Source organism: Sphingomonas flavalba, assembly GCF_047553045.1.
In the GTDB taxonomy this organism is placed as follows: domain Bacteria; phylum Pseudomonadota; class Alphaproteobacteria; order Sphingomonadales; family Sphingomonadaceae; genus Sphingomonas_L; species Sphingomonas_L flavalba_A.
Map to the genome: position 1 here is coordinate 130,929 of NZ_CP180208.1, position 23,365 is coordinate 154,293.

At 65.9% G+C, this 23,365-nt stretch carries 19 protein-coding genes; 10 read left to right on the plus strand and 9 right to left on the minus strand.

Going from position 1 to position 23,365, the window contains the following annotated elements; translation table 11 throughout:
- Positions 1-7: 7 nt before the first annotated feature.
- Both ACMT1E_RS00665 and ACMT1E_RS00670 read right to left on the minus strand, forming a co-directional pair.
- A complete protein-coding gene (locus ACMT1E_RS00665; RefSeq protein ID WP_414901563.1) occupies positions 8-1,447 on the minus strand; it encodes an MFS transporter in 1,440 nt (479 codons plus the stop codon).
- The gene (locus ACMT1E_RS00670; protein ID WP_414901565.1) at positions 1,444-2,277 is read right to left on the minus strand and encodes an SDR family NAD(P)-dependent oxidoreductase; all 834 of its coding nucleotides are present in this window, start codon (positions 2,275-2,277) and stop codon (positions 1,444-1,446) included. Before ACMT1E_RS00670 ends, ACMT1E_RS00665 begins: the two co-directional genes overlap by 4 nt.
- Positions 2,278-2,432: 155 nt before the next feature.
- Between ACMT1E_RS00670 and ACMT1E_RS00675 the strand changes: the two genes are divergently transcribed.
- The gene (locus ACMT1E_RS00675) at positions 2,433-3,221 is read left to right on the plus strand and encodes an SDR family oxidoreductase (RefSeq protein ID WP_414901566.1); all 789 of its coding nucleotides are present in this window, start codon (positions 2,433-2,435) and stop codon (positions 3,219-3,221) included.
- Positions 3,222-3,233: 12 nt separating this feature from the next.
- On the opposite strand, the gene ACMT1E_RS00680 is transcribed toward ACMT1E_RS00675, so the two are convergent.
- Positions 3,234-3,617 carry a PaaI family thioesterase gene (locus tag ACMT1E_RS00680; protein WP_414901567.1) on the minus strand — a complete coding sequence of 128 codons (384 nt, stop codon included), beginning with the start codon at positions 3,615-3,617 and terminating at the stop codon, positions 3,234-3,236.
- A gap of 2 nt (positions 3,618-3,619) precedes the next feature.
- Positions 3,620-4,063 carry a PaaI family thioesterase gene (locus ACMT1E_RS00685; protein WP_414901569.1) on the minus strand — a complete coding sequence of 148 codons (444 nt, stop codon included), beginning with the start codon at positions 4,061-4,063 and terminating at the stop codon, positions 3,620-3,622.
- Between the two features lie 110 nt (positions 4,064-4,173).
- Here ACMT1E_RS00685 and ACMT1E_RS00690 point away from each other — a divergent pair, with 110 nt between their 5' ends.
- The 9 genes from ACMT1E_RS00690 to ACMT1E_RS00730 all read left to right on the plus strand — a co-directional run bounded on the left by ACMT1E_RS00690 (position 4,174) and on the right by ACMT1E_RS00730 (position 18,169).
- On the plus strand, positions 4,174-4,956 hold the full coding sequence (locus ACMT1E_RS00690) for a crotonase/enoyl-CoA hydratase family protein (RefSeq protein ID WP_414901571.1): 783 nt from the start codon (positions 4,174-4,176) through the stop codon (positions 4,954-4,956).
- 197 nt (positions 4,957-5,153) lie between these two features.
- Positions 5,154-5,930 carry an IclR family transcriptional regulator C-terminal domain-containing protein gene (locus ACMT1E_RS00695; RefSeq protein ID WP_414901573.1) on the plus strand — a complete coding sequence of 259 codons (777 nt, stop codon included), beginning with the start codon at positions 5,154-5,156 and terminating at the stop codon, positions 5,928-5,930.
- A 174-nt stretch (positions 5,931-6,104) separates the two neighbouring features.
- Positions 6,105-7,454 carry a M24 family metallopeptidase gene (locus ACMT1E_RS00700; protein WP_414901574.1) on the plus strand — a complete coding sequence of 450 codons (1,350 nt, stop codon included), beginning with the start codon at positions 6,105-6,107 and terminating at the stop codon, positions 7,452-7,454.
- 53 nt (positions 7,455-7,507) lie between these two features.
- On the plus strand, positions 7,508-8,878 hold the full coding sequence (locus tag ACMT1E_RS00705; protein ID WP_414901576.1) for a M24 family metallopeptidase: 1,371 nt from the start codon (positions 7,508-7,510) through the stop codon (positions 8,876-8,878).
- A 227-nt stretch (positions 8,879-9,105) separates the two neighbouring features.
- A complete protein-coding gene (locus tag ACMT1E_RS00710; RefSeq protein ID WP_414901578.1) occupies positions 9,106-10,836 on the plus strand; it encodes an alpha/beta hydrolase-fold protein in 1,731 nt (576 codons plus the stop codon).
- An 85-nt stretch (positions 10,837-10,921) separates the two neighbouring features.
- Positions 10,922-14,002, plus strand: a complete 3,081-nt coding sequence (locus ACMT1E_RS00715) for a TonB-dependent receptor domain-containing protein (RefSeq protein WP_414901579.1) — start codon at positions 10,922-10,924, stop codon at positions 14,000-14,002.
- Positions 14,003-14,089: 87 nt separating this feature from the next.
- Positions 14,090-15,514 (plus strand): M20/M25/M40 family metallo-hydrolase, encoded by a 1,425-nt coding sequence (locus ACMT1E_RS00720; protein ID WP_414901581.1) that lies wholly within the window; start codon positions 14,090-14,092, stop codon positions 15,512-15,514.
- A gap of 7 nt (positions 15,515-15,521) precedes the next feature.
- Entirely contained in the window at positions 15,522-16,787 is a 1,266-nt protein-coding gene (locus ACMT1E_RS00725; protein ID WP_414903481.1) for a M24 family metallopeptidase, read from the plus strand.
- Positions 16,788-16,813: 26 nt separating this feature from the next.
- A complete protein-coding gene (locus ACMT1E_RS00730; protein ID WP_414901582.1) occupies positions 16,814-18,169 on the plus strand; it encodes a M24 family metallopeptidase in 1,356 nt (451 codons plus the stop codon).
- A gap of 42 nt (positions 18,170-18,211) precedes the next feature.
- On the opposite strand, the gene ACMT1E_RS00735 is transcribed toward ACMT1E_RS00730, so the two are convergent.
- The 5 genes from ACMT1E_RS00735 to ACMT1E_RS00755 are packed head-to-tail and all read right to left on the minus strand — an operon-like array spanning position 18,212 to position 23,233.
- Positions 18,212-18,994, minus strand: coding sequence for an SDR family oxidoreductase (locus ACMT1E_RS00735; protein WP_414901583.1), 783 nt, complete (start codon positions 18,992-18,994; stop codon positions 18,212-18,214).
- 43 nt (positions 18,995-19,037) lie between these two features.
- A complete protein-coding gene (locus ACMT1E_RS00740) occupies positions 19,038-20,147 on the minus strand; it encodes an ABC transporter ATP-binding protein (protein ID WP_414901584.1) in 1,110 nt (369 codons plus the stop codon).
- 10 nt (positions 20,148-20,157) lie between these two features.
- The gene (locus tag ACMT1E_RS00745; protein ID WP_414901585.1) at positions 20,158-20,988 is read right to left on the minus strand and encodes a carbohydrate ABC transporter permease; all 831 of its coding nucleotides are present in this window, start codon (positions 20,986-20,988) and stop codon (positions 20,158-20,160) included.
- A complete protein-coding gene (locus tag ACMT1E_RS00750; protein WP_414901586.1) occupies positions 20,985-21,908 on the minus strand; it encodes a carbohydrate ABC transporter permease in 924 nt (307 codons plus the stop codon). The genes ACMT1E_RS00745 and ACMT1E_RS00750 overlap by 4 nt, the downstream gene beginning before the upstream one ends.
- Positions 21,905-23,233 (minus strand): ABC transporter substrate-binding protein, encoded by a 1,329-nt coding sequence (locus ACMT1E_RS00755; RefSeq protein ID WP_414901588.1) that lies wholly within the window; start codon positions 23,231-23,233, stop codon positions 21,905-21,907. Before ACMT1E_RS00755 ends, ACMT1E_RS00750 begins: the two co-directional genes overlap by 4 nt.
- Positions 23,234-23,365 lie beyond the last annotated feature (132 nt).

Genomic DNA, 23,365 nt, shown 5'->3' on the forward strand with positions numbered 1-23,365 from the left:
AAATCCGTCATTTTTTCGGCGCCGGCGCTGCCGCTACGGCAAGCTTGGCCAACCGCGCCTCATGCTCTGCCCGGCCGAAAGGAAAGCGAGTGAACAGCCAGGCCGCGATCAGGCTGAGCGCCACCGTCACCCCGGCGAATCCGGCCATCATCCGGTCGACCACCGAGTCGGGAAGCGTACCGGCGACCGCCCCGGCCGGCAGCGCGGCGGCGGCGACGATCAGTCCGGCGGCAAAGATGCCGAGGCCGGATGTGCATTTCTGCATGAACAACGAACCGGCGTAGAACAACCCTTCGTCGCGCCGTCCGGTCCGTTCTTCCGATGCTTCGACGACGTCGGCCATCATCGATCCGGTCAGCATCATCACCGCGACGCCGCAGCCGGTGGCGGCGCCGGCCAGCGCAAGAAAGGCGGGCAGCATCGCCGGGTTGCCAGGCAGCGGAAACAGGTCGGCCAGCCGCAGCCAGTAGGGCAGCGTCGCGAACAGGCAGGCGCACAGGGCGAGCAGCGCCGCCGCATGTTTCTTGCCGAGCCGGCGCGCGATCGGCGTCACCGCGAAGAAGGCGACGGCGACCCCGGCGAACAGGACCACGGCATAGATCAGGAAATCGCGCGGCGCGAAATGCCAGACGAAGTTCAGCAGGTAATTGGTCATCGCGAATGTCACGCCCTGATTGACATAGGCGAAGATGCCGGCCGCCATCAGCAGCAGGAAGGCGCGGTTGGACAAGGCGCGGCCAAGGTCGCGCAGCAGCGCGCGCGGCGATTCCACCCTGACGCCGGCACGGTCGGGCAGCGCCGCCATCCGCCGGTGGGTGGCGAGGGCGGACAGCAGTACGCTGACCAGCATCACCGCCGCGCCGACCAGCGCGAAATTATGGTAGCCGGGCGGGGCGAGCGGGCCGGTCAGCGCGCCGCGCGGCGGCACGAACAGCCAGCCATAGGCAAGGAACAGCAGCGCCAGCCCGCCGGCCCAGCCGAACAGGTAACGATAGCGGATGACGGCGGTGCGTTCGTGATAGTCGCGGGTCAGTTCCGGCACCATCGCCACCGATGGCACTTCGTTGGTCGAGATGGCGGTGCGGACGAGGATGGCGATCAGGAACAGGTAGAGCGGGGTCGAAAAAGCGTCGGCCGGCGGCGGATTCCACAGCAGGACCCAGCTGAGCGCGATCGGCAGCGCCGAACCGTAGAGCCAGGGATGGCGGCGGCCCCATCGGGTGCGGGTGCGGTCGCTGGCGACGCCGATCGCCGGGTCGACGAAGGCATCGACGAACAGCGCCGCCATGATCACCAGGCCAACGGTGCCGGCCGGCAGGCCGACGACCTGATTGTAGAAGATCAGCAGGAAGACCTGAAAGCCGTTGTCCTTGATGCCGTAGGCGACGGCGCCGAAACCATAGGCCAGCTTAGTGGCAAGCGGGACCCGGTCGGCCGCGCCGGTCATTTCCCGGCCATCGCCTCCAGCGCGTCGAACAACCCCGGTGAATCCGCGTCCCAGCTATGCCGGGGGCCGACGCTCATCCCGCCGTCGACAAGGATGTGGGTGCCGGTGACGAAGCCGGCGTCCTCTTCGCTGGCGAGGAAGGCGACGGCGGCGGCGATGTCTTCCGGCCGGCCGGGGCGGCGGACGGGCTGGGAACCGGCGGCGACGGTGGCGATCGCGGCGTTGGCCTGATCGCGCACTGCCCCGGTCAGGCCAAGGGTGGCGGTGAAGATGTTGGTGACGATGAAGCCCGGCAGCACCGCGTTGACCCGGATATTGCTGCGCGCCAGATCGGCCGCTGCCATCTTCGTCAAATGGAGGACGCCGGCCTTGGCGGTCGAATAGGCGGTCGGCGCCGCGCCGGACATTGTCGCCGCGATCGACGCGGTGTTGACGATCGCGCCGCCGCCCCTCGCCGCCATCAGCGGTGCGGCGTGGCGGATGCCGAGCGCGACCGAGCGCAGCAGAAGCGCCATCGTCGCGTCCCAGCCGACGGCGTCGATCTCGTCGATCCGGCCGCGCTGGCCGCCGGCGCCGGCGTTGTTGAACAGGATGTCCGGCCCGTCGGCGGCGGCGAGCAGCGCGACGATGTCGGCTTCGGCGGTGACGTCGGTGCGTTGGAAGCGGATGCGGCCCTGTGCCTCCGCCTCTGCCACCAGCGCGGCACCGCCGGTTTCGTCGATGTCGCCGGCTATCACCTGCGCGCCCTCGCGGGCGAAGCGCAACGCGGTCGCCCGGCCGATGCCGGACGCCGCCCCTGTCACCACCGCCGTCTTGCCCGTGAATCGCATCGGTCCTCTCCTGTTCTCACGGTTGAGAATATGGCCGGGACGGGCGCCGTCAACGGCCAGCCATCCGCCGCTACGGAATGCGGCGTTGCGGCGTTGCGACTTGACGAGAACGGCAAGCGCGGTCGACACAGCCCCCGAAAACGCGGAGGTTTGCCATGGATATCGCAGGACTGTTCAGCCTTGAGGGGCGCGTCGCGCTGGTCACCGGGGGATCGCGCAACATCGGCCGCTGGATCGCCGAGGGGTTCATCGCGCAGGGTGCGAAGGTCTATATCTCTTCGCGCAAGGCCGACGCCTGCGAGGCGACCGCCGCCGAGCTGGGGCCGAACTGCATTGCCCTGCCGCAGGACGTGTCGACGGTCGAAGGCTGCAAGGCGCTGGCAGCGCGGCTGGCGGGGGGTGAGCCGCGGCTGGACATACTGGTCAACAACGCCGGCGCCGCGTGGGGCGAGCCGTTCGAGAGCTTTCCGGAGGCGGGTTGGGACAAGGTGATGGACCTGAACCTGAAATCGCCGTTCTTCCTGACCCAGGCGCTGTACCCGCAACTGAAGGCCGCCGCAGCCGGCGGCCGCCCCGCCAAGGTGATCAACATCAGCTCGATCGACGGTCAGCGGCTGAACGGGTGGGAAACCTACAGTTATCAGGCGTCGAAAGCCGGGCTGATCCACCTGACCCGGCGGATGGCGGCGCGGCTGATCGCCGACGGCATCGTCGTGACCTCGCTCGCCCCCGGTGCTTTCGGGTCGGACATGAACAAGGCGGCGCGCGACCATGGCGACGCGGTGGCGAAGGCGATCCCCGCCGGGCGGATCGGCCGGCCGGAAGATCTGGCGGCGGCGGCGGTCTATCTGGCCAGCCGCGCCGGCGATTATGTGGTTGGCGATACCGTCACAGTCGACGGCGGGCTGGTCAATGCCCGGATCGATACGATGATCGATGGGTGACGGGCGGCGCGGCTAGTCCCGGTCGATCAGCACGTTCATCCAGGCGGTGGCGACCGGGCGGGCGCGGTCGTCCTGCCAGGCGATGGCTTCCAGATTGGCGATGCGGTTGCCGAGGCGGGTGACGATGCCGACGGCGCGCGTCTCGCGCTCGCGGGCGCCGCGCATATATTCGACCGAGACGTTGATCGGCTTCAACCGCGGGTGATCGTCGCCGGAAAAGCGGGCACGCAGCGCGCCGAACGCGGCCATTTCCAGCAACCCGCCGAGCGCGCCGCCGTGAACGAAGCCGGGGCGGCCGATCACTGGCGGCGCGAACGGCATCACCAGCACCGGCGCGCCGTTCTCCTCTCCCTCGACGGTCAGGCCGAGGCTGAACGCGTAGGGGGGCAGCGCCATGCTCATCCCATGCTCGCCATGAACATGAAGGTGCCGACGACATGGGCGACCGGGTCGTCTGGATCGCCGTCATGCGCCTGCCCGCGCACGAAGCCGATCGATCGGGTCAGTCGATAGCATTCGCCGCGGCCGGTCACCCGGTGGCCGGGCGTTGCCGGGCGCAGATAGTCGACACGCAGGTCGAGCGTCGCCTGCGGGCGGAAGCGGCCGCTCCTGACCCAGATCGCCATGCTGGTCGCCATGTCCATCATCGCCAGGATCGGGCCGGAGGCGAGCACGCCGTTTTCCGGATCGCCGACGAGGTGTTCGGCATGGGGGATGGACAATTCTACCCAGTCGGCGCCGTGGCGTTCATAGCGCAGGGCGAGCAGGCCGCTGTGATGACGACCGGCAAGCGCGTCGATGAACCGCGCGGGATCGAATGCCGGACCCTCTGTGTGTGCCATGACGCGAGCCTGTAGCGGGCCGCCACTTGCCGACGCAAGCGACATGCTCTTGCCGTGCCAGCCGGCGTGATGGAAAGTCGGCGGCGGCAAGGGACTGGAAAGGCAGGGGCATGGGTGATCGGGTAACGATGACGATGACGGACGGCGTCGCCGATGTGCGGCTGGCCCGGCCGGACAAGATGAACGCGCTCGATCCGGCGATGTTCGACGGGATCGTCGCGGCGCTGGCCGAGCTGGAGGCTATGCAGGGGCTGCGCGCTGTCGTGCTGTCCGGCGCGGGACGCGCCTTCTGCGCCGGGCTGGATGTGGCGAGCTTTGCCGGTGGGCTGACCGGTGGGCTCGACGCCCGGCCTTACGGCCCGGCCAATATCTTCCAGCATGTCGCGCTTGGCTGGCGGGCATTGCCGGTGCCGGTGATCGCCGCCGTCCACGGCGTTGCATTCGGCGGCGGGTTCCAGATCATGCTTGGCGCCGACATCCGTATCGCCGCGCCCGACAGCCGGCTGTCGATCATGGAGATCAAATGGGGGCTGGTGCCGGACATGGCCGGTGTCGCGCTGTTGCGCACATTGGTTCGCGACGATGTCGCGCGCGACCTGACCTATAGCGGCCGGCAATTCGATGCGGCGGAGGCTGCCGCGCTTGGCGTCGTCACCCGGCTGGCCGGCGACCCCCATGCCGAGGCGCTGGCGCTGGCGCGGGCGATTGCCGGGCGCAGCCCCGATGCCGTCCGCGCCGCCAAGCGGCTGTTCAACGCCGCGCCGGATCAGGATCTGGCCACTATCCTGCGGGCGGAGAGCGCGGAGCAGGCGGCGCTGATCGGCGCGCCCAATCAGCGCGAGGCGGTGCTCGCCAATGTCGAGAAACGGACACCGTGTTTCACGACTCCATGAGCGCGTCGTCCGGTGCCGTGCATAGCGGCGGCGCGCGCCCCCTTTTCTTCACCCGCGGAACCGGCCATAGTCGTGCCGTAACAGGGGGTTCGGCACATTCGCCGCCATCGGGGCAGCCCGGCAATGCGCGCGGAATGACCGGTTGAGTCAAGCAGAACAGGCAAACCGCGATTGGCGGCAGGGATGGGGTTGCACCGGTGGATTCGCTCGACAGTTCCGACATCAACGACCGCGACCTTGTTCATTCGCTTGCCCGCGGGCTGGAAGTCATCTGCGCCTTTACGCGCAACCGGCCGAAAATGACGTTGAGCGAGGTGGCGCGCGCCACCGATATGACGCGGGCGACCGCCCGCCGCTTTCTGCTGACGCTGGTCCATGAAGGTTATGCCGACAAGGACGGCAAGCTGTTTTCGCTGAAGCCGAAGGTGCTGCGCCTCGGCTATTCGGCGTTGGCGTCGATGGGCATATTGGAAGTGGCGCAGCCGATCATGAACGATCTGGCGAAAACGCTTCAGGAATCGGTGTTCGTAGCGGTGTTGTCCGGCGAGGACACGGTCTATATCGCGCGGGCGACATCGGATCGGCTGATGAATATCAGCTTCGCGGTCGGCACGCGCGCGCCCGCCCATGCGGTGTCGACCGGGCGTATCCTGCTGGCGATGGAGCCTGAAGCGGTGCTGCTCGACTATCTCGACCGGGTGAAGCTGGAACGGCTGACGTCGAATACCGTCACTTCCCGGGTCAAGCTGCGGGCGATGATCGACGAGGCACGCACCCAGGGCTACGCGATCGTCGATCAGGAGCTTGAGGTCGGCATCCAGTCTATCTCGGTGCCGATTCGCGATAGCGCTCACCGGACGATCGCGGCGCTCAACGTCTGCTGCCCGACCGCCCGCTTCGCCATGCCCGATATCACCGGGCGAATCCTGCCGGAATTGCAGGCGGCGTCGCGACGGATCACCGCCGGTCTCTAGGCCGGCAAGCGGCGCATTGACAATGTTCGCCATGCGAACGCAGTAATTTCGTAGCAAATCAGCCACTAAGACGATTGTTGCGAACACGTCTTGCGCGCGTGGCGAACATTTGTACTCTTCACTTGTATACAATATTCGGGATCGCTGGGTTCCGATACCAGTGGGGGCAGTGTGATGAAGGCGATGATGGCGTTCGCGGCCGGTCTGGCTGTGCTGGTGTCCGCGCCGGCGATGGCGGCGGAAAAGACCGATCCGGCGATGCCGGCAATCCTGCCGCTGGTCGAGCGCGCCAAGGTCGAGGACCGCTGGCTGAAGGAGCGGCTCGACACGCTCGTGCCGATGCTGATGCGCCGCGACAAGGTGCAGATGTGGATTCTGGTCGCCGGCGAGTATAACGAGGACCCGGTTGCCGAAACGATGCTGCCCGCCACCTGGCTGAGCGCGCGGCGGCGGACGATCCTGGTGTTCTTTGACCGTGGCGGCGACAAGGGTGTCGAGCGGTTGGTGCTCGCCCGCTATCCGGTCGGCGATTTCGTGCCATCTTGGAACCCCGACGCCCAGCCGGACCAGTGGGCGGAACTGGCGAAGATCGTGCGCGAGCGCGATCCGAAGACGATCGCGCTCAACCGCGCCGCTGAATTCCCGCTTGCCGACGGCATGACCGCCAGCTACCTCGTTGAACTGACCCGCGCTGTCGGGCCTGAATACGCCGCTCGCTTCGTCAGCTACGACCGGCTTGGCCTCGGCTGGCTGGAAACGCGGATTCCGGCGGAAATGGCGACCTATCCGACGTTGTCGCGGATCACCCATGCGATCATCCAGGAAGGCTTTTCGGAGCGGGCGATTACCCCCGGCGTCACCACGACGCAGGATCTGGTCTGGTGGTTCCGCGAACGGGTGGCAGAGTTGAAGCTCGACACCTGGTTTCAGCCGTCGGTGTCAATCCAGCGCCCACAGATGGCAACGTTCGATATCGAGACGATCAGCCTCGGCAACAAGGAGATCATCCAGCCGGGCGACATGCTCCACCTGGACTTCGGCATTTCCTATTTGGGGCTGAAGACCGACGTGCAGCGCATGGCCTATGTGCTGCGCCCCGGCGAGACAGAGGCGCCCAAGGGGCTGCGTGACGGGCTTGACGCGATGAACACCGTTCATCGCGCCGCGGTGGCGGAGCTGCGGTCCGGGCGGACAGGCAACGACGTCCTTGCCGCCGCGCGCAAGCGCATTGCCGCCGCCGGTGTCGACGGCACCATTTATTCGCACGCGATCGGCTATCACGGCCACGGTGCCGGTCCGTGGATCGGTGCGTGGGAGGATCAGTCCGGCGTGCCGTTCCGCGGCGAGTACCCGATCCACCCGAATACCGCCTGGTCGATCGAGCTGAGCGCCAGCCATCCGATCGCGGAATGGGGCGGCCAGAAGGCGCGCTTCATGTTCGAGGAAGATGGCTTCTACGACGGCAAGACCTTCCGTTTTCTCGACGGCTACCAGTCCGACATGATCCTGATCCCACGGCCGTGAGCGGTTCTCGCCGGGCCTGAATCGCCAGCATGCTGACCAAGGATTATACACCGATGACCCGTTTTTCGCGCTTTGCCCTGCTCCCTCTGCTCGCCGCGGTGGCGCTGCCGGCCGTGCCCGCGGCTGCCCAGCCCCCGGCGGCGTTGAACACCGAGGAGATCGATCGTCCTGCTTATCCGCAGGTCTTGTCCATGCGTGAGCGGGCCGAAGTCCGCGACGGCTGGTTGAAGGAGCGGCTCGACACGGTGGTCGCGCCGCTGATGCGCGAAAACGGCGTCGACATGTGGGTGTTGATCGCTCGCGAGAATTTCGAGGACCCGGTCGTTCAGACGATGCTCGACGCAAAGAGCATGCACGCGCGGCGACGGACGATCCTGGTGTTCTTCGACCCTGGCGCCGGCAAGCCGATCGAGCGGTTGACCGTCAGTCGCTATGGCCTCGCCGATTTCTTCAAGGCGGCGTGGGAGCCGGAGAAGGAGCCGGATCAGTTCAAGCGGCTTGCCCAGATCATTGCCGAACGCAACCCGAAGAAGATCGCGATCAATGCGTCTTCGCTGACCGCCTATGCCGACGGCATGACCCTCAGCCAGTATGAGGATATGACCGCGGCGATGACGCCGGAACTGCGGTCGCGGATCGTGCGGACCGACAATCTGGCGGTCGGCTGGCTCGAAACCCGCATCCCGGCGGAAATGGAGCGCTATCCCGAGATCGTCCGCCTGGCCCATGCGATGATCGCTGAGGCCTTGTCGGAAAAGGTCATCACCCCCGGCGTCACGACCACCGACGACGTCGTCTGGTGGTTGCGCGACAAGATCGCCGAAATGCGGGTAAGGACATGGTTCCAGCCGTCGGTATCGGTGATGCGGCAGGGCGCGAGCGGTCGGCTGGGCGGTAATACCGTCATCCAGAAGGGCGACATGCTGTGGACCGATTTCGGCATCACCTATCTTGGGCTGAACACCGATACCCAGCATCTCGGCTATGTGCTGCGTGACGGTGAGAGCGATGTCCCGGCGGGGCTGAAAGCCGGTCGCCTGGCAAACAACCGGGTGCAGGACGCGCTCACTTCATCCTTCCGGGTTGGCGATAGCGGCAATACGGTCCTCGCGCGCGCGCGCGCCAAGGCGATTGCGCAAGGGCTGCAGCCGTCGATCTATTCGCACCCGATCGGCTATCACGGCCATGCCGCCGGTGCGTCGATCGGTTTCTGGGACAACCAGAATGCCGACCCGCGCGGCGAATACCGGCTGCGGCCGAACACGGCCTGGTCGATCGAACTGAGTGCCACCGCCGCCGTGCCGGAATGGGGTGGGCAACTGGTCACTTTCCCGTCGGAAGAGGATGCGTTCTTCGACGGCAAGGTCGTGCGCTACATCGACGGCCGCCAGAGCGGCTTTCATCTGGTCAGGCCAAACCCCTGATCGGGTCGCCGGGCCGCTCGCCGGGCGCGGGCGGCCCTTGGTTGGAGCTACATCGAAAGATTGAGGCGCCGGTGCACCACTGCACCTGAAATGTGTCCGAATAGTGAAATAATGTTCGCTATGCGCCCAAATAACTTGGTTAGATAACGATACCTACGTAACGCCTGTGATACCGCGCGCTCGCAAAAGGCGCGTCAGGCTGAGGTTTGGCCGAAAGGGGGAAGTTTATGAGGGGTTGGACGACGGTGCGTCGCGGTCTGCTGGCAAGTGCGCTGGTAATGGCTGCCATGCCGGCGGCGGCGGAAAATTTCCGCGTCGAACTGGCCGGCAAGGGGCTGGAGCGCTCCTATGACGGTCGTGTCATTCTGATTCTGACCCCCGACGGCAAGACCGAGCCGCGCTTCCAGGTCAACCCGACCTTCAAAGGCGCGCAGATTTTCGGCGTGAATGTCGACGGGTTGAAGCCCGGCCAGGCGACGACGATCGCGCCGGGCGTGTTCGGCTTCCCCGCGAAAGATGTCGGCCAGGTTCCGGCCGGGACGTATTACGTTCAGGCGGTTCTGCATAAATACGACACGTATAACCTGTCGAACGGCAAGACGGTGAAGCTGCCCGCGGCGCGCGGCGCCGGGCAGAACTGGCGGATGGAGCCGGGCAACGTCATCAGCAAGCCGATGCAGATCACCTTCGACCCGGCGAAATCCGGCGAGATCAAGGTGACGCTGGATACGGTGCTGCCGCCGATCGCCGAGCCGAAGGACACGGAATTCGTCCGCTACTTCAAGTTCCGCAGCCCGAGCCTGTCGAAATTCTGGGGCCGCGACGTGTTCATCAACGCGCATGTGCTGGTGCCCAGGGATTTCGACAAGCACCCGGAGGCGCGTTACCCGCTGGTGGTGTTCCACGGCCACTTCCCGAAGGAATTCGGCGGGTTCCGGACGACGCCGCCCGATCCGAACGAGGCGTGCGTGCCGAGCGCTCGGTTCGGCGAGCCGTGCTACAACCGGATCGAGGCGCAGGAGGCCTACGACTTCTACCAGAAGTGGATCTCGCCCGACTTCCCGCGGATGCTGATCATCGAGATCGACCACTCGAACCCGTATTATGACGACAGCTATGCGGTGAATTCCGAAAATCTCGGGCCGTATGGCGATGCGATTACGCATGAGTTCATCCCGGCGCTGGAAAAGAAATTCCGGGGCCTGGGCCAGGGCTGGGCGCGCTTCACCTATGGCGGCTCGACCGGCGGCTGGGAAGCGCTGGCCGTTCAGGTCAAGTATCCGGACGAATATAACGGCGCCTTCGCCGCTTGCCCGGACCCGATCGACTTCCGGCAGATGGAAGTCACCAACATCTATGACGATGACAATGCCTATTGGCGCTACGGCCCGTTCGGCCGCGTGCCGAAGCCGGCGCATCGCGACTATCTGGGGCATGTCACCCACACCGCCGAGATGGAGAACCACTGGGAATTGGTGCTGGGCGACAAGAGCCGCTCCGGCGCGCAGTGGGATATCTGGGAAGCGGTCTATTCGCCGATGGGCGAGGATGGCTATCCGAAGCGCATCTGGGACAAGAAAACCGGCGTCATCGACAAGGAGGTCGCCGCCTACTGGCGCGAGAATTACGACCTGCGCCATATCATGGAGCGTGACTGGCAAACGCTTGGTCCGAAGCTCCAGGGTAAAGTTCACATCTATGTCGGCGATATGGACAATTATTACCTGAACAACGCCGTCTACCTGACAGAGGATTTCCTGAAGAAGACCAAGAACCCGCACTACGACGGGGAGGTCAAGTATGGCGACCGTGACGAGCATTGCTGGAACGGCGATCCGAACCAGCCGAATGCTATTTCGCGTCTGCGCTACAACACGATGTACGTGCCGAAGATCCTGAAGCGGATCGAGGCCGCCGCTCCGGCGGGCGCGGACCTGACAAGCTGGCGCTACCGCTAAGAGCGGCCGCCGCAGGCGGCCGCGCCGAAGGGAGGCGCGGCCGCAAAAACAACAACCCGAAACACGACAGGAAAAGGGGGGTTTCATGAAATCCACGACAATCAAGACCTTGCTGATGGCCTCGACCGTACTGGTCGGGGTGGCCTATGCCGCGCCGGCCGTGGCGCAGGACGGGGCGGAAGCCGCTGACATCGTCGTCACCGGTTCGCGCATCCGTTCCGCCAACCTGGAGAGCGTCAGCCCGATCACCCAGGTGAACAGCGAGGAATTCACCGCGCGCGGTACCGTCCGTACCGAGGACATGGTCAACCAGCTGCCGCAGGTGTTCGCCGCCCAGGGCGCGAACAACTCGAACGAAGCGACCGGCACCGCCCAGGTCGACCTTCGCGGTCTGACCCCGTCGCGCACGCTGGTGCTGATCAACGGCCGCCGTCTGCCTTACGGTTCGCCGAAGAACATCCCGTCCGACGTCAACCAGGTGCCGCAGGCGCTGATCGAGTCGGTCGAAGTGCTGACCGGCGGTGCGTCCGCCGTCTACGGTTCGGACGCCATTGCCGGCGTCGTGAACTTCAAGCTGCGTAACAACTTCGAAGGCGTGCGGTTCTCGACCAACGTCTCCGGCTTCCAGCACCACAATGACCGCACCGAACTGCGTAACCTGCTCGACAGCTTCAACGCCCAGTTCCCGGGTGAATTCGAGAATGCCGACAAGAACGTCTGGAACGGCTTCGCCCAGGATTACTCGGTCGTTCTCGGTGGCAACTTCGCCGAGGGCCGCGGTAACGTCACCGCTTATGCGACCTACCGCAAGGTCAATCCGGTCCTGCAGAAGGACTTCGATTACAGCGCGTGCGCGCTGGGCGCGGCCGGCACCGGCGGCAGCGACTACACCTGCTCCGGTTCCGCCAATAATGCACCGGCCAACCTGACCAATGCCGGTGCCAACCGCATCACTCAGTTGCCGGTTTCGTTCCGTGTTTCGAACGGCCAGTTCGTCGACGGCACGGCGCGTTACAACTATCAGCCGTCCAACTACTATCAGCGGCCGGACGAGCGCTACATGCTCGGCGCGATGGCGCATTACGAGGTGAACGAGCACTTCACCCCCTATGTCGAGCTGAGCTTCATGGACGATCACTCGGTCGCCCAGATCGCACCGGGCAACAACTCGGGCGGCATCTTCAACACCGGCGGCAGCCTGAACAGCATCAACTGCGACAACCCGTTTCTCAGCGCGCAGCAGGCGGATTATCTCTGCACCAGCACCGGCCGTTCGCTTGGCAGCATCTATGATGCCGCTGGCAACTATGTCGGGCCGGAAGGGATTGCGGAAGGCATCACCATGGCCCGCCGCAACGTTGAAGGCGGCAACCGCCAAGACGATCTGCGTCATACCGTCTACCGCATTGTCCTTGGCACCAAGGGCAAGCTGGCCGGGCCGTTCAACTACGACATCTACGGTCTGTACGCGAACGTCGGCTACCGCAGCAGCTTCCTCGGCGATTCCAATCGTCAGCGTACGTCCAACGCGTTCTACGCGGTGCGTGATGGTCGTCCGGGGTCGAGCACCTACGGTCAGCCCGTTTGTATGATCAACGCGGATGCCAGCACCGCCAACGACGATCCGAAGTGCTCGCCGCTCGATTATTTCGGCGCGGCCGCCAGTCAGGAAGCTGTTGATTATATTGCGGAATACAAGAGCATCACTGGCGACACCAGTCTGGTCAACATCGTTGCCGCCGTTGACGGCGACCTCGGTGAAGTCGGTCTGACTTCGCCCTGGGCGAGCACCGGCGTCGGCATCGCCTTCGGCGTCGAGTATCGGAAGAACAGCGTCAACTATCAGCCGGACGAAAACTACCAGAACGCCGGCAGCCCTGAACTGCCGATCAAGGGCAACACCGTGGCGAAGGAAGCCTTCGTCGAGGTCAATGTCCCGATCGTCGAGGATCAGCCGTTCTTCGAGCTGCTGTCGTTCGAAGGCGCGTACCGTTATTCCGACTATAAGGGTCGCGACGTTCTGACCGGCTCGCGGGCGAACTTCAAAACCGACACCTACAAGCTGGGCGTGAACTGGGCCCCGGTGCGCGACGTGCGTTTCCGCGGCAGCTACCAGCGTGCGGTGCGTGCGCCGAACGTTGTGGAACTGTTCTCCAACCAGTCGATGTTCGAGGTCAACCTGACCCGCAACGCGGACGGTTCGTTCGATCCGTGCGCCGGCGCGACGCCGTTCGCCACCCTGGCGCAGTGTCAGCGTACCGGGGTGACTGCCGGTCAGTACGGCTTCATCGTCGATAACCCTGCCGGCCAGTTCGGCGCGATGATCGGCGGTAACCCGGGCCTGAAGCCGGAAACCGCGAACACACTGTCGTTCGGCACGGTCATCCAGCCGTCGTTCATTCCGCGCCTGTCGATCTCGCTCGATTACTTCAACATCAAGGTCAAGGGCATGGTGGGCAGCGTGAACCCCACGCTGTCGCTGAAGAACTGCCTCGAGACCGGCGATCAGTATTTCTGCGATCTGATCGTCCGCAACCCGAACACCGGCTCGCTGTGGCAGGGTGACATCGGGCACTTCGAGCGGTTCAACGTCAACACCGGCTCGCTCAAGACGACCGGCCTCGACGTGAACGTCGACTACCGCGCGGATCTGGCCAGCCTGGTCGGCAGCGAACTGGGTAGCCTGAGCTTCAACCTGGTCGGCACGTACCTCGGCAAGTTCGAAACGACGCCGCTGCCGGGTTCGCCGCAGTCCGACGTTTACGACTGCGCCGGCCTCTATGCCGGTCTGTGCGGCCGTCCGCGTCCGGAATGGCGGCACAAGTTCACCACGACCTGGAACACGCCGTGGGATCTGTCGGTTGGCTTGACCTGGCGTTATACGTCGGCGGTCAAGATCGCCTCGACCAGCTCGCAGCCGGCCCTGAACGGCAGCTATGCGCTGGTTGACAAGGAGCTGGGTTCGCGCAGCTACTTCGACCTGACCGTCGGCTATGAGATCCGCAAGGACTTCAACCTGCGCGTCGGCGTCAACAACATCTTCGACCGTGATCCGCCGCTCACCACGAGCACCGCGATCGAAGATGGTGGCAACGGCAACTCTTATCCGCAGTATTATGACGCGATGGGCCGTTACCTGTTCGCGGGCGCGTCCATCAACTTCTGATGACTGCGCATACGAAAATCTGGTGACATGGAAGGGCCGATCGCGTGTGATCGGCCCTTCTTTTTTGAAGTGAGGATGAGGAAGAAAATGCACCGCCGTACCGTCAAGTTCATGCTCGGCGTCACCGCGTCGATCCTGGTCGCAACCCCCGCCCTGGCACAGAAGACCACGGTCACCGACGCTGACCGCGCGATGGTGCGCGAAATGGTGGAGGAAGCGATCAGCTTCCGCACCGCCAAGGGGCATGGCCAGGTGCCGGCGCTGGTCGACGCGCTGACCGCCCGGTTCCGCGCGGCCGGTTTCGCGGCGGAGGACATCCAGTCCGTACCGGTCGAGATCGACGGTGAGCAGACGATGGGGCTGGTCGTGCGCTATCGCGGATCGGGCAAGGGGGCGAAGAAACCGATCGCATTCCTCGCCCATATGGACGTGGTCGACGCGCTGGCTGAAAACTGGGCGACCGATCCGTTCAAGCCGGTCGAAAAGGACGGTTATCTCTACGGGCGCGGCTCGAGCGACAACAAGGCGGGGATGACCCTGGTCGCCGCGACCTTCATGCGGCTGAAGAAGGCGGGCTGGACCCCCAGCCGCGATCTGGTCATCGCCTTTTCGGGCGACGAGGAAACCGGCATGCGCACCACCCGCGCGCTGACCCAGCACCCGTGGGTGAAGGATGCCGAATTCGCGCTTAACGCCGATGCGGGCGGCGGGTCGATGGAGCGCGACGGCTCGAACCCGACCTTCTCCATCCAGGCGGCGGAAAAGACCTTTGCGACCTTCCTGATCTCGACCAGCAACCCCGGCGGGCACAGCGCCTCGCCGCGCGCGGACAATGCGATCTACGAACTGGCGGACGCGATCAAGGCGGTGCAGGGCCTGAAATTCCCGGTCCAGTTCAACGAGATCACCCGCGACATGGTGAAGAAGGTCGCCGCCAAGCGCGGCGGCGATGTCGGCGCCGCGTTCAACCGGCTGCTTGCCGATCCGAACGACGTGGCGGCGCGCGCGGTGGTCGAGAAAGTGTCCGATTCCAACATTCTGTGGACGACCTGCGTCGCGACGATGCTGAAGGCGGGCAACGCCCCCAACGCGCTGCCGCAGAATGCGATCGCCACCGTCAACTGCCGGATCTTCCCGAGCACCCCGGTGGCGGAGGTGCAGCAGACGCTGGCCAAGGCGATCGGCAACCCGGCGGTCAAGGTAGAGCTTGACGGCGAAGGGGTCGAAAGCCCGGCCTCGCCGATCAACGAACCGCTGTTCGCGATTCTGCGCAAGGCGATCCACGCCAATTATCCCGGCGCCCCGGCGGACCCGAGCATGTCGTCGGGTGGCACCGACGGTCGCGAATACCGGCGCGTCGGCATCCCGACCTACGGCGCGGGCAGCCTGGCGATGGTCCGCCCGGACGACAGCCGCGCCCACGGCACCGACGAGCGGCTGCTGCTCAGTTCCTTCTACAAGGAACTGGTGTTCTGGGATGTGCTGCTGAAATCACTGGCGGGAGGGAAGTAAGATGACCATGCCCAGCGCAAGCCGGCGGAATTTTCTGGCGCTCGCGACCGGCGCCGGCGCGGTCGCCGCGACGGCCGGGGTCGCGTCGCGCGCTCTGGCCCAGGTGCCGGCGGCGCCGGCCAACACGCCGATCGCCGCCGCGGCGCCGATCACCCGTGAGGAGCGCAACGCCCGCCTGTCGCGCGCCCAGGCGCTGATGCGCCAGCACGGCATTGCCGCGCTGCTGGTCGAGGCAGGGTCGACGCTGACCTATTTCACCGGCGTCAAATGGGGGCGCAGCGAGCGGCTGACCGCGGCGCTGCTGCCCAATGACGGGCCGATCTGCATGGTCACCCCCGCGTTCGAGGAATCGCGGGTGCGTGAGATGCTGGTCGTGCCCGGCGAGGTGCGGGTGTGGGAAGAGGATGAGGACCCGTCGAAGCTGGTCGCCGGCTGGTTGCAGGAGCACAAGCTCGCGTCCGGCAAGATCGGCATCGAGGAAACCGTCCGCTATTTCGCGGTCGACGGGCTGCAAAAGGCGCTGCCCGGTGTGCAGGTGCTGTCCGGCAACCCGATCGTCAACGGCTGTCGCATCATCAAGACGCCGACCGAGATCGCGCTGATGCAGCGCGCCAACGACATCACGATCGCTGCCTATCGTTCGATCGGCCAGAAGATCGAGCGCGGGATGAGCGGCGCCGACATCACCGCGCTGATGCGCGCGGCGACGGCGTCGTTCGGCGGCGAAACGCCGTCGGGCGGCACCACCGTCGACAAGGCAACCGCCGCGCCGCACGGGCTGAAGGAGCCGCAGCTGGTCAAGGACGGCTCGGTGATCCTGATGGACTGCGGCTGCACCGTCGACGGCTACCATTCCGACATCTCGCGCACCTTCGTCTACGGCGAGCCGTCGAAGCTGCAGCGCAAGATGTGGGCCGACATCCACCGCGGGCAGGAAATCGCGATGGAAGCGGCTCGCCCCGGCGTGCCGTGCGGCAAGGTCGACGACGCGGTCCGCGCCTATTACGAGAAGATCGGCTATGGCCCCGGCTACAAGACGCCGGGCCTGTCGCATCGCACCGGCCACGGCATCGGCTTGGACGTCCACGAACCGGTCAACCTCGTCCATGGCGAGACGACGCCGCTCGCCGCCGGCATGTGCTTCTCCAACGAGCCGGGCCTGTACGCGCCGGGCGTGTTCGGGGTGCGGCTGGAGGATTGTTTCTACATGACCGAAACGGGGCCGCGCTATTTCTCGGTGCCGCCGCCGTCGATCGACAACCCGTTCGGCTGATCGTCGGGCGCCGCTGGGGAGAGAGCATGATGAAGCATTTCTGGCTGGCGGCGCCGTTGGCGCTCGCCCTGGCGGCGCCGGCCGCCGCCGCCGCGCCCGCGCAGGGTGAGGAATCGATGAGCCCGGCGCGGCCGGCGATCCTGCCGCTGCGCGAGCAGGCGAAGCTGCGCGACGCCTGGCTGAAGGAACGGCTCGACACCGTCCTGCCAATGTTGATGCGCGAAAACGGCATCGACATGTGGGTGCTGGTCGCGCGCGAATATCTGGAAGACCCGGTGGTCACGACGATGTTGAACGCGGAAAACCTCCGCGCGCGGCGGCGGACCATCCTCGTCTTCTTCGATCCGGGCGAGGGCAAGCCGGTCGAGCGGTTGGTGATCAGCAAGCATGGGATGGGCGACGTGTTCCCGGCGGCATGGGACATGGAGAAGCAGCCCGACCAGTGGAAGCGGCTGGCAGAGATCATCACCGAGCGCAATCCGCGCAAGATCGCGCTCAACACCTCGTCGCTGACCGCCTTTGCCGACGGCATGACCTACAGCCAGTATAACGACCTGCTGGCGGTACTGACGCCGGAACAGAAGGGGCGCGTCGTCTCCGGCTATCCGCTGGCGATCGGCTGGCTGGAGACGCGGACCCCGGCGGAGATGGAGCGCTACCCCGAAATCGTCCGCATCGCCCATGCGATCATCGGCGAGGGGTTTTCCGGCAAGGTGATCAAGCCGGGGGTGACGACCAATCAGGACCTTGTCTGGTGGTATCGCCAGCGGGTGAACGACCTCGGCCTCGGCTCGTGGTTCCATCCGTCGGTGGAAATCACCCGGCGCGGGGTGCAGGGGGTGCTGCGCGAACAGGGCGCGCCGATCGAGAAGGGGGACATGCTTCGTGTCGACTTCGGCATCGTCTATCTTGGCTTCAGCACCGATACCCAGCACGTCGCCTACGTTCTGAAGGACGGGGAGACGGACGCACCGGCCGGGCTGAAGGCCGGGCTGCTCGCCAATAACGGCGTGCAGGACGCGGTGACGTCGGAATTCCGGGTTGGCGACACCGGCAACCAGGTGCTCGCCCGCGCGCGCGCCAAGGCGATTGCCGCCGGGCTGAACCCGACGATCTATTCCCACCCGATCGGTTATCACGGCCATGGTGCCGGCAGTTCCATCGGCCTGACCGAGGAGCAGGTCTTCGTTCCGCATGGCGAGCACAGGCTGCGGGCCAACATCGCCTGGTCGATCGAGTTGAAGGCGACCAAGGCGGTGCCCGAATGGGACAACCAGATTGTCGACTTCAAATCCGAGGAAGACGCGTTCTTCGACGGCAAGACGGTGCGTTACATCGATGGCCGGCAGACGAAATTCCACCTGATCCGCGCCGAGGATTGATCTGCCCCCGCCGGCCGGGCTGCAATCAGCGGTCCGGCCGGTTCAGAACAGCCCCTGATAGACGCCGCCGTCGTTGACGATGTTCTGGCCGGTGATGAAGCCGCCATGCGCGCTGCACAGGAAAGCGATCAGCGCGCCGCATTCCGCTGGATCGGCGAAGCGCCCGGCCGGGGTCCGCGCCAGCCGGTCGGCGACGATCGCTTCATAGCTTCTGGATGCCCGCTCGGCGTGGCTGTGCAGGTTCTGGCGCAGCGCCTCCGTATCGAAGAAGCCGGGCAGCACACTATTGATCACGACGTTATGCGGCGCAAGATCGCGGACCATCGCGGCGATCGTCGCGGCGAGCGCGGCGCGCGCGGCATGGCTGTGGGCAAAGCCGGTCTGCGGGAATTTGATGTTGCTGACCGATATGTTGACGACCCGGCCGAAACCACGCCCGCACATGCCCGGCACCGCCGCCAGGATCAGGTCGCGGACAGCGTGGAAATGCGCCTCCATCCAGAAATCCCAGCCGTCGCGGCCGAGCGCGTGGATGTCGGCCGGCGTCTGGCGGACGCCGGGATTGCATACCAGTATGTCCGGCTCGCCCCATGTCGTGGTCAGCCGGGCGCGGGCGTCGGGACAGGTCAGGTCGGTGGCGATATGGTCGACAGTGACGCCGGCTTCCGCGCTGATCGCTCCCGCCGCCGCGGTCAGCGCTCCGGCGTCGCGCGCGACCAGGGTCAGGTGCACGCCCTCGCGTGCCAGTGCTTCCGCCGCCGCGCGGCCAAGGCCGCGGCTGCCGCCGCAAACCAGCGCGTGTCGCCCGGCGATTCCCAGATCCATCGTCCCTGCCCCTAATCCCTCGTCCGCCCGATCACCCCGCCGGTCACATCGCCTTGCCGTCGACCGCCGCGAGACCGATTTCGTCGATCCGCCGCCCGCTGTCGGCGTCGAAAAAGTGCAGGCGATGCTGGCGCAGCGCGAAACGCACCGTCTCCCCGACTGCTGCGAGGCTGGAACCGGCGATGCGGGCGCACAGCCTGGCGCCGCCCGTCTCCAGCGTCAGGATCGTTTCATGGCCGATCGGCTCGACCGCGCCGATCCGTGCCGCGAACGGGCCGTCGCCGACCGTCACGTCCTCCGGCCTTATGCCGACGGTCACCTGCCATGTCCCGACCGGCCGGTCGCGGAACCGCCGGATGCCGAGGTCGACGGTCAGTCCGCCGATGCCCAGGATCGCGCGGTTCTCCTGGAACAGCAGCGCGCCGTCGATCAGCGCCATCGCCGGGGTGCCGACGAAACCGGCGACGAAGCGATTGGCCGGGCGCTCGTAGATGTCGGCGGGCGTGCCGTATTGCTGAAGGGCGCCGTCGGCCATCACCGCGATCCGGGTGGCCATCGTCATCGCTTCAAGCTGGTCGTGGGTAACGTAGAGCATCGTCCGGCCCAGTCGCCGGTGCAGGTCGATCAGTTCGCCGCGCATATGGGCGCGCAGCTTGGCGTCGAGGTTGGACAGCGGTTCGTCGAACAGAAAGACACTGGGGTCGCGCACCATGGCCCGGCCCAGCGCGACGCGCTGTTGCTGCCCGCCGGAAAGCTGCGCCGGTCGTCGGTCGAGCAGCGGCGCGATCTGGAGTGTTTCGGCCAGCGCGCGCACCCGCCGCAGCCGTTCAGCGCGCCCGACGCCACGCTTGCGCAGCGGATAGGCGATGTTCTGGGCGACGGTCATGTGCGGGTAGAGCGCATAGCTCTGGAACACCATCGCGATGTCGCGCTCGCCCGGCGTCAGCCCGCCGACGTCGCGGCCGTTGATCAGCATACGGCCGCTGTCGGGCATGGTCAGCCCGGCGAGCATCCGCAGCACCGTCGACTTTCCACACCCTGACGGGCCGAGCAGCGTCACCATTTCCCCGGACGCAATGGTCAGGGTGAGCGCGTCGATCGCGACGACGTCGTCGTACCGCTTGCTCACCCGGTCGAATACCACCTCCGCCATACCGCCTCCTTCAGCTCCGGAGCCCGGCGGTGCCGATCGCCCGGCTCAACTGGTGGTGGAAGAAGGTGAACAGGATGATCGGCGGGATGCTCATCAGCACCGACGCGGCCATCAGCATCGACCATTCGACGTTGAAGGTGGTGACGAACATGGTGATGACGCCGGTGGTCAGCGGCCGGGCGGTGTCGGTGTTCACCAGCACCAGCGCGTAGAGATAGTCGTTCCAGGCAAGGATGAAGGTGAACAGCGCCGTCGCGCCGATGCCGGGCAGCGCCTGCGGCAGGATGACGTCGACGAAGGCGCCGATGCGGCTGGCGCCATCGACCCGCGCCGCCGCCTCCATCTCCTCCGGGATAGCCGCCATGAACGAACGCAGCAGCCATAGCGCGTAGGGCAGGGCGAAGCTGGTATAGGCGATGATCAGGCTGGCGAGCCGGTTGGCGAGGCCCACCTCGACCATCATCAGGTACAGCGGCACGATCAGCACCACCGACGGCAGCAGGTAGGTGGCGAGGACCAGCGTCGCCAGCGTTTCCCGGCCGCGATAGGAAAAACGCAGCAGGCTGTGCGCGCCGATCGCGCCGATGGTGACGACGAGCAGCGTCGTTGTCGTCGCCAGCACGACCGAATTGGCGAAATAGCGCGGGAACGGCGTGTCGGTGAGCAGGCGCAGATACGGCGCGAAGGTTATGCTTTCCGGCAGAAAGGTCGGCGGCAGAGCGAACAGCTCGGTCTGTGGCTTCAGCGAGGTGAGCAGCATCCACAGCAGTGGAAAGACGATGAGCAGGACCAGCGACCAGGTCAGCGCGGTCGCGCGCCATGCGGGGCGGCGGGCGGTCACCGCCGCCTCCGGGTGCGGACGAGATAGGGAATGGTGATCGCCAGCGCGAGCAGCATCATCAACACTGCATAGGCGGATGCCATGCCCATCTGGTTGAGGCCGAACGCCTGCTGATAGACAAGGAGCGGCAATGTGCGTGTGTGGTCGAGCGGCCCGCCGCCGGTCAGCAGATAGATCAGGTCGAATTCGCGGAAATCCCAGATCATGCGGAGCAGGGCGACCAGCCCCAGCACCCCGGCCAGATGCGGCAGGGTGATATCGGTAAAGCGCGCCCACGATCCGGCGCCGTCGAGTCGTGCCGCTTCGTACAGATGGGCCGGCACGGTCTGCAGCCGGGCGAGCACGGCGATGACGACGAACGGGAAGAATTTCCACGCGCCGATGACGATCGTCGTCGCCATCGCATTGGGCATCGTGCCCAGCCAGTCGATCGGCGCGTCAATCAGGCCGAGGGCGATCAGCATATGGTCGACGACGCCGAACAGCCCGTTCAGCAGCCAGCGCCAGACCAGCACCGCGACCACCGTCGCCAGGAAATAGGGGAAGAGGACAAGACTGTGGGCGAGCGCGCGCAGGCGGATGTTGCGGTTGAGCAGTAACGCCATCGCGACGCCGAACAGCAGTTGCAGGACAAGGGTGCCGATCGTCCAGACCAGCGTCGTCGCCAACGCGCGCCAGAAGACGCTGTCGGAGAGGATGGCGTGATAATTGGACAGGCCCACCCATTCCGTCGCCAGCGTCGGCGTGTAGACGCTGTGCAGTGACAGATAGGCGGTGGCAGCCAACGGGTAGACGACGACCGTCGACAAAATCAGCACCGTCGGCGCGATCAGCAGCAGGCCGAGCATCGCGTCGCGCCGCGCCAGCGCCTGGGGGGATGTGGCCGGCCGCAGGCGCAGGAAGGCGGCCAGGCCGGTCACGCCGACATCAGCCTTTCCAGCGTGTCCGCCGCGCGCCCCACCGCCTGGCGCGGTGGCTCGCCCTCAAGCACCACACGCTGCACCAGTTCCGCGATGCAATTGCTGGCGATGATCTCGCCGGCGCGGAGATTGGGATGATGGGTGGGTGATTCCATGCCGAGATTGTGCCCGTTCGCGGCGTGTTTCGCCATCATCGCGATCTCGCGCTGGTATTTCCCGATCAGCGGGTCGGCCAGGTAGACCGGATCGTCGACGATTCCCTTTAATGTCGGCAGGATATGACCCGGCGTCGCGCGCAGTTGCGCGGTGTAGATGTCGGGCGAGAACAGCGAGATGGCGAAGGCCTTGGCCAGCGCCGGGTTGCGCGATCCCTTGGGGATGAACAGGCTGGGGAAGTCGTTGAAGGTCCAGGACGGGATCGCGCGCGACAGGGTCGGATAGGCGACGCAGTCGATCACGTCGGCGATGCGTGGGTTCTGTGCCGCGACGTTGGCCAGCACTCGGCCGCTGTAGATACCGGTCGCGCTGGCGCCGGAAACGAAGGCGGTCAGGCAGTCGCCCCAACTGAAGATCGTCGCGCCGGGCGGACAGAACTCGCGCATCCCGCGATAGAAATCGAGTGCGGCATAAGTTGGCGGCGTGTCGATCGCGACGTCGAGGTCGGGGGTGAACACCTGGCCGCCGGCCTGGTGGATGATGCTGACGAAGATCAGCGACGTCATACTGTTCATGCCATAAGGCAGGGCGGTGCCGTACAGGCCGCGGCGCTGGACCCGCGCGCAGGCGGTGCGCAGTTCGTCCCAGGTGCGCGGCGCGTGGTCGATCCCGGCGAGCTGCAACAGGTCCTGCCGGTACCACAGCATGTCGACGGCGGTGCTACCGATCCCGACGGCGCAATAATGGCCGTCGGCGGCGCGGAACGGGGCGAGCGCGCCGGGAAAGAACTGGTCGGCGCCGATCGCGGCGACGACATCGTCCATCGGCTCGATCAGGCCGCGATCATAGTAGTTCTGGGCGGCGAAGGACGGCAGGTGGGTGACGAGGTCCGGCATCTGGCCGGCGGCGAAAGCGGCGGCGAACTGGGTCGGATAGCCTTCGTCCGACGTTGGCTCGAAAACGATGCGGACATTGGGGTTACGGCCTTCGAACGCGCTGATCTGTTCGCGATAGCTGGCGACCTGCTCTGGCGCTGACTGCGGCGACCACCAGCGCAGGGTGGTCGGACCGCCGGACCGCTCACTGCCGCAACCGGGAAGAAGCGACAGTCCCGCCGCCAGCCCGCCGGCGCCGATGCCGCGGAGCAGTTGGCGCCGGGCGATCGGCACTGGTCGGTGCCTGTCCGGCCTCGGTCGCTGTTGCCAGCCCATCCGCGATGATCGTCCCTGTTCAGTTCAGATATCGAACATTTGTTCAATATGCGACCACCATTAGCAATGGCGGGCGATATCAAATGCGCG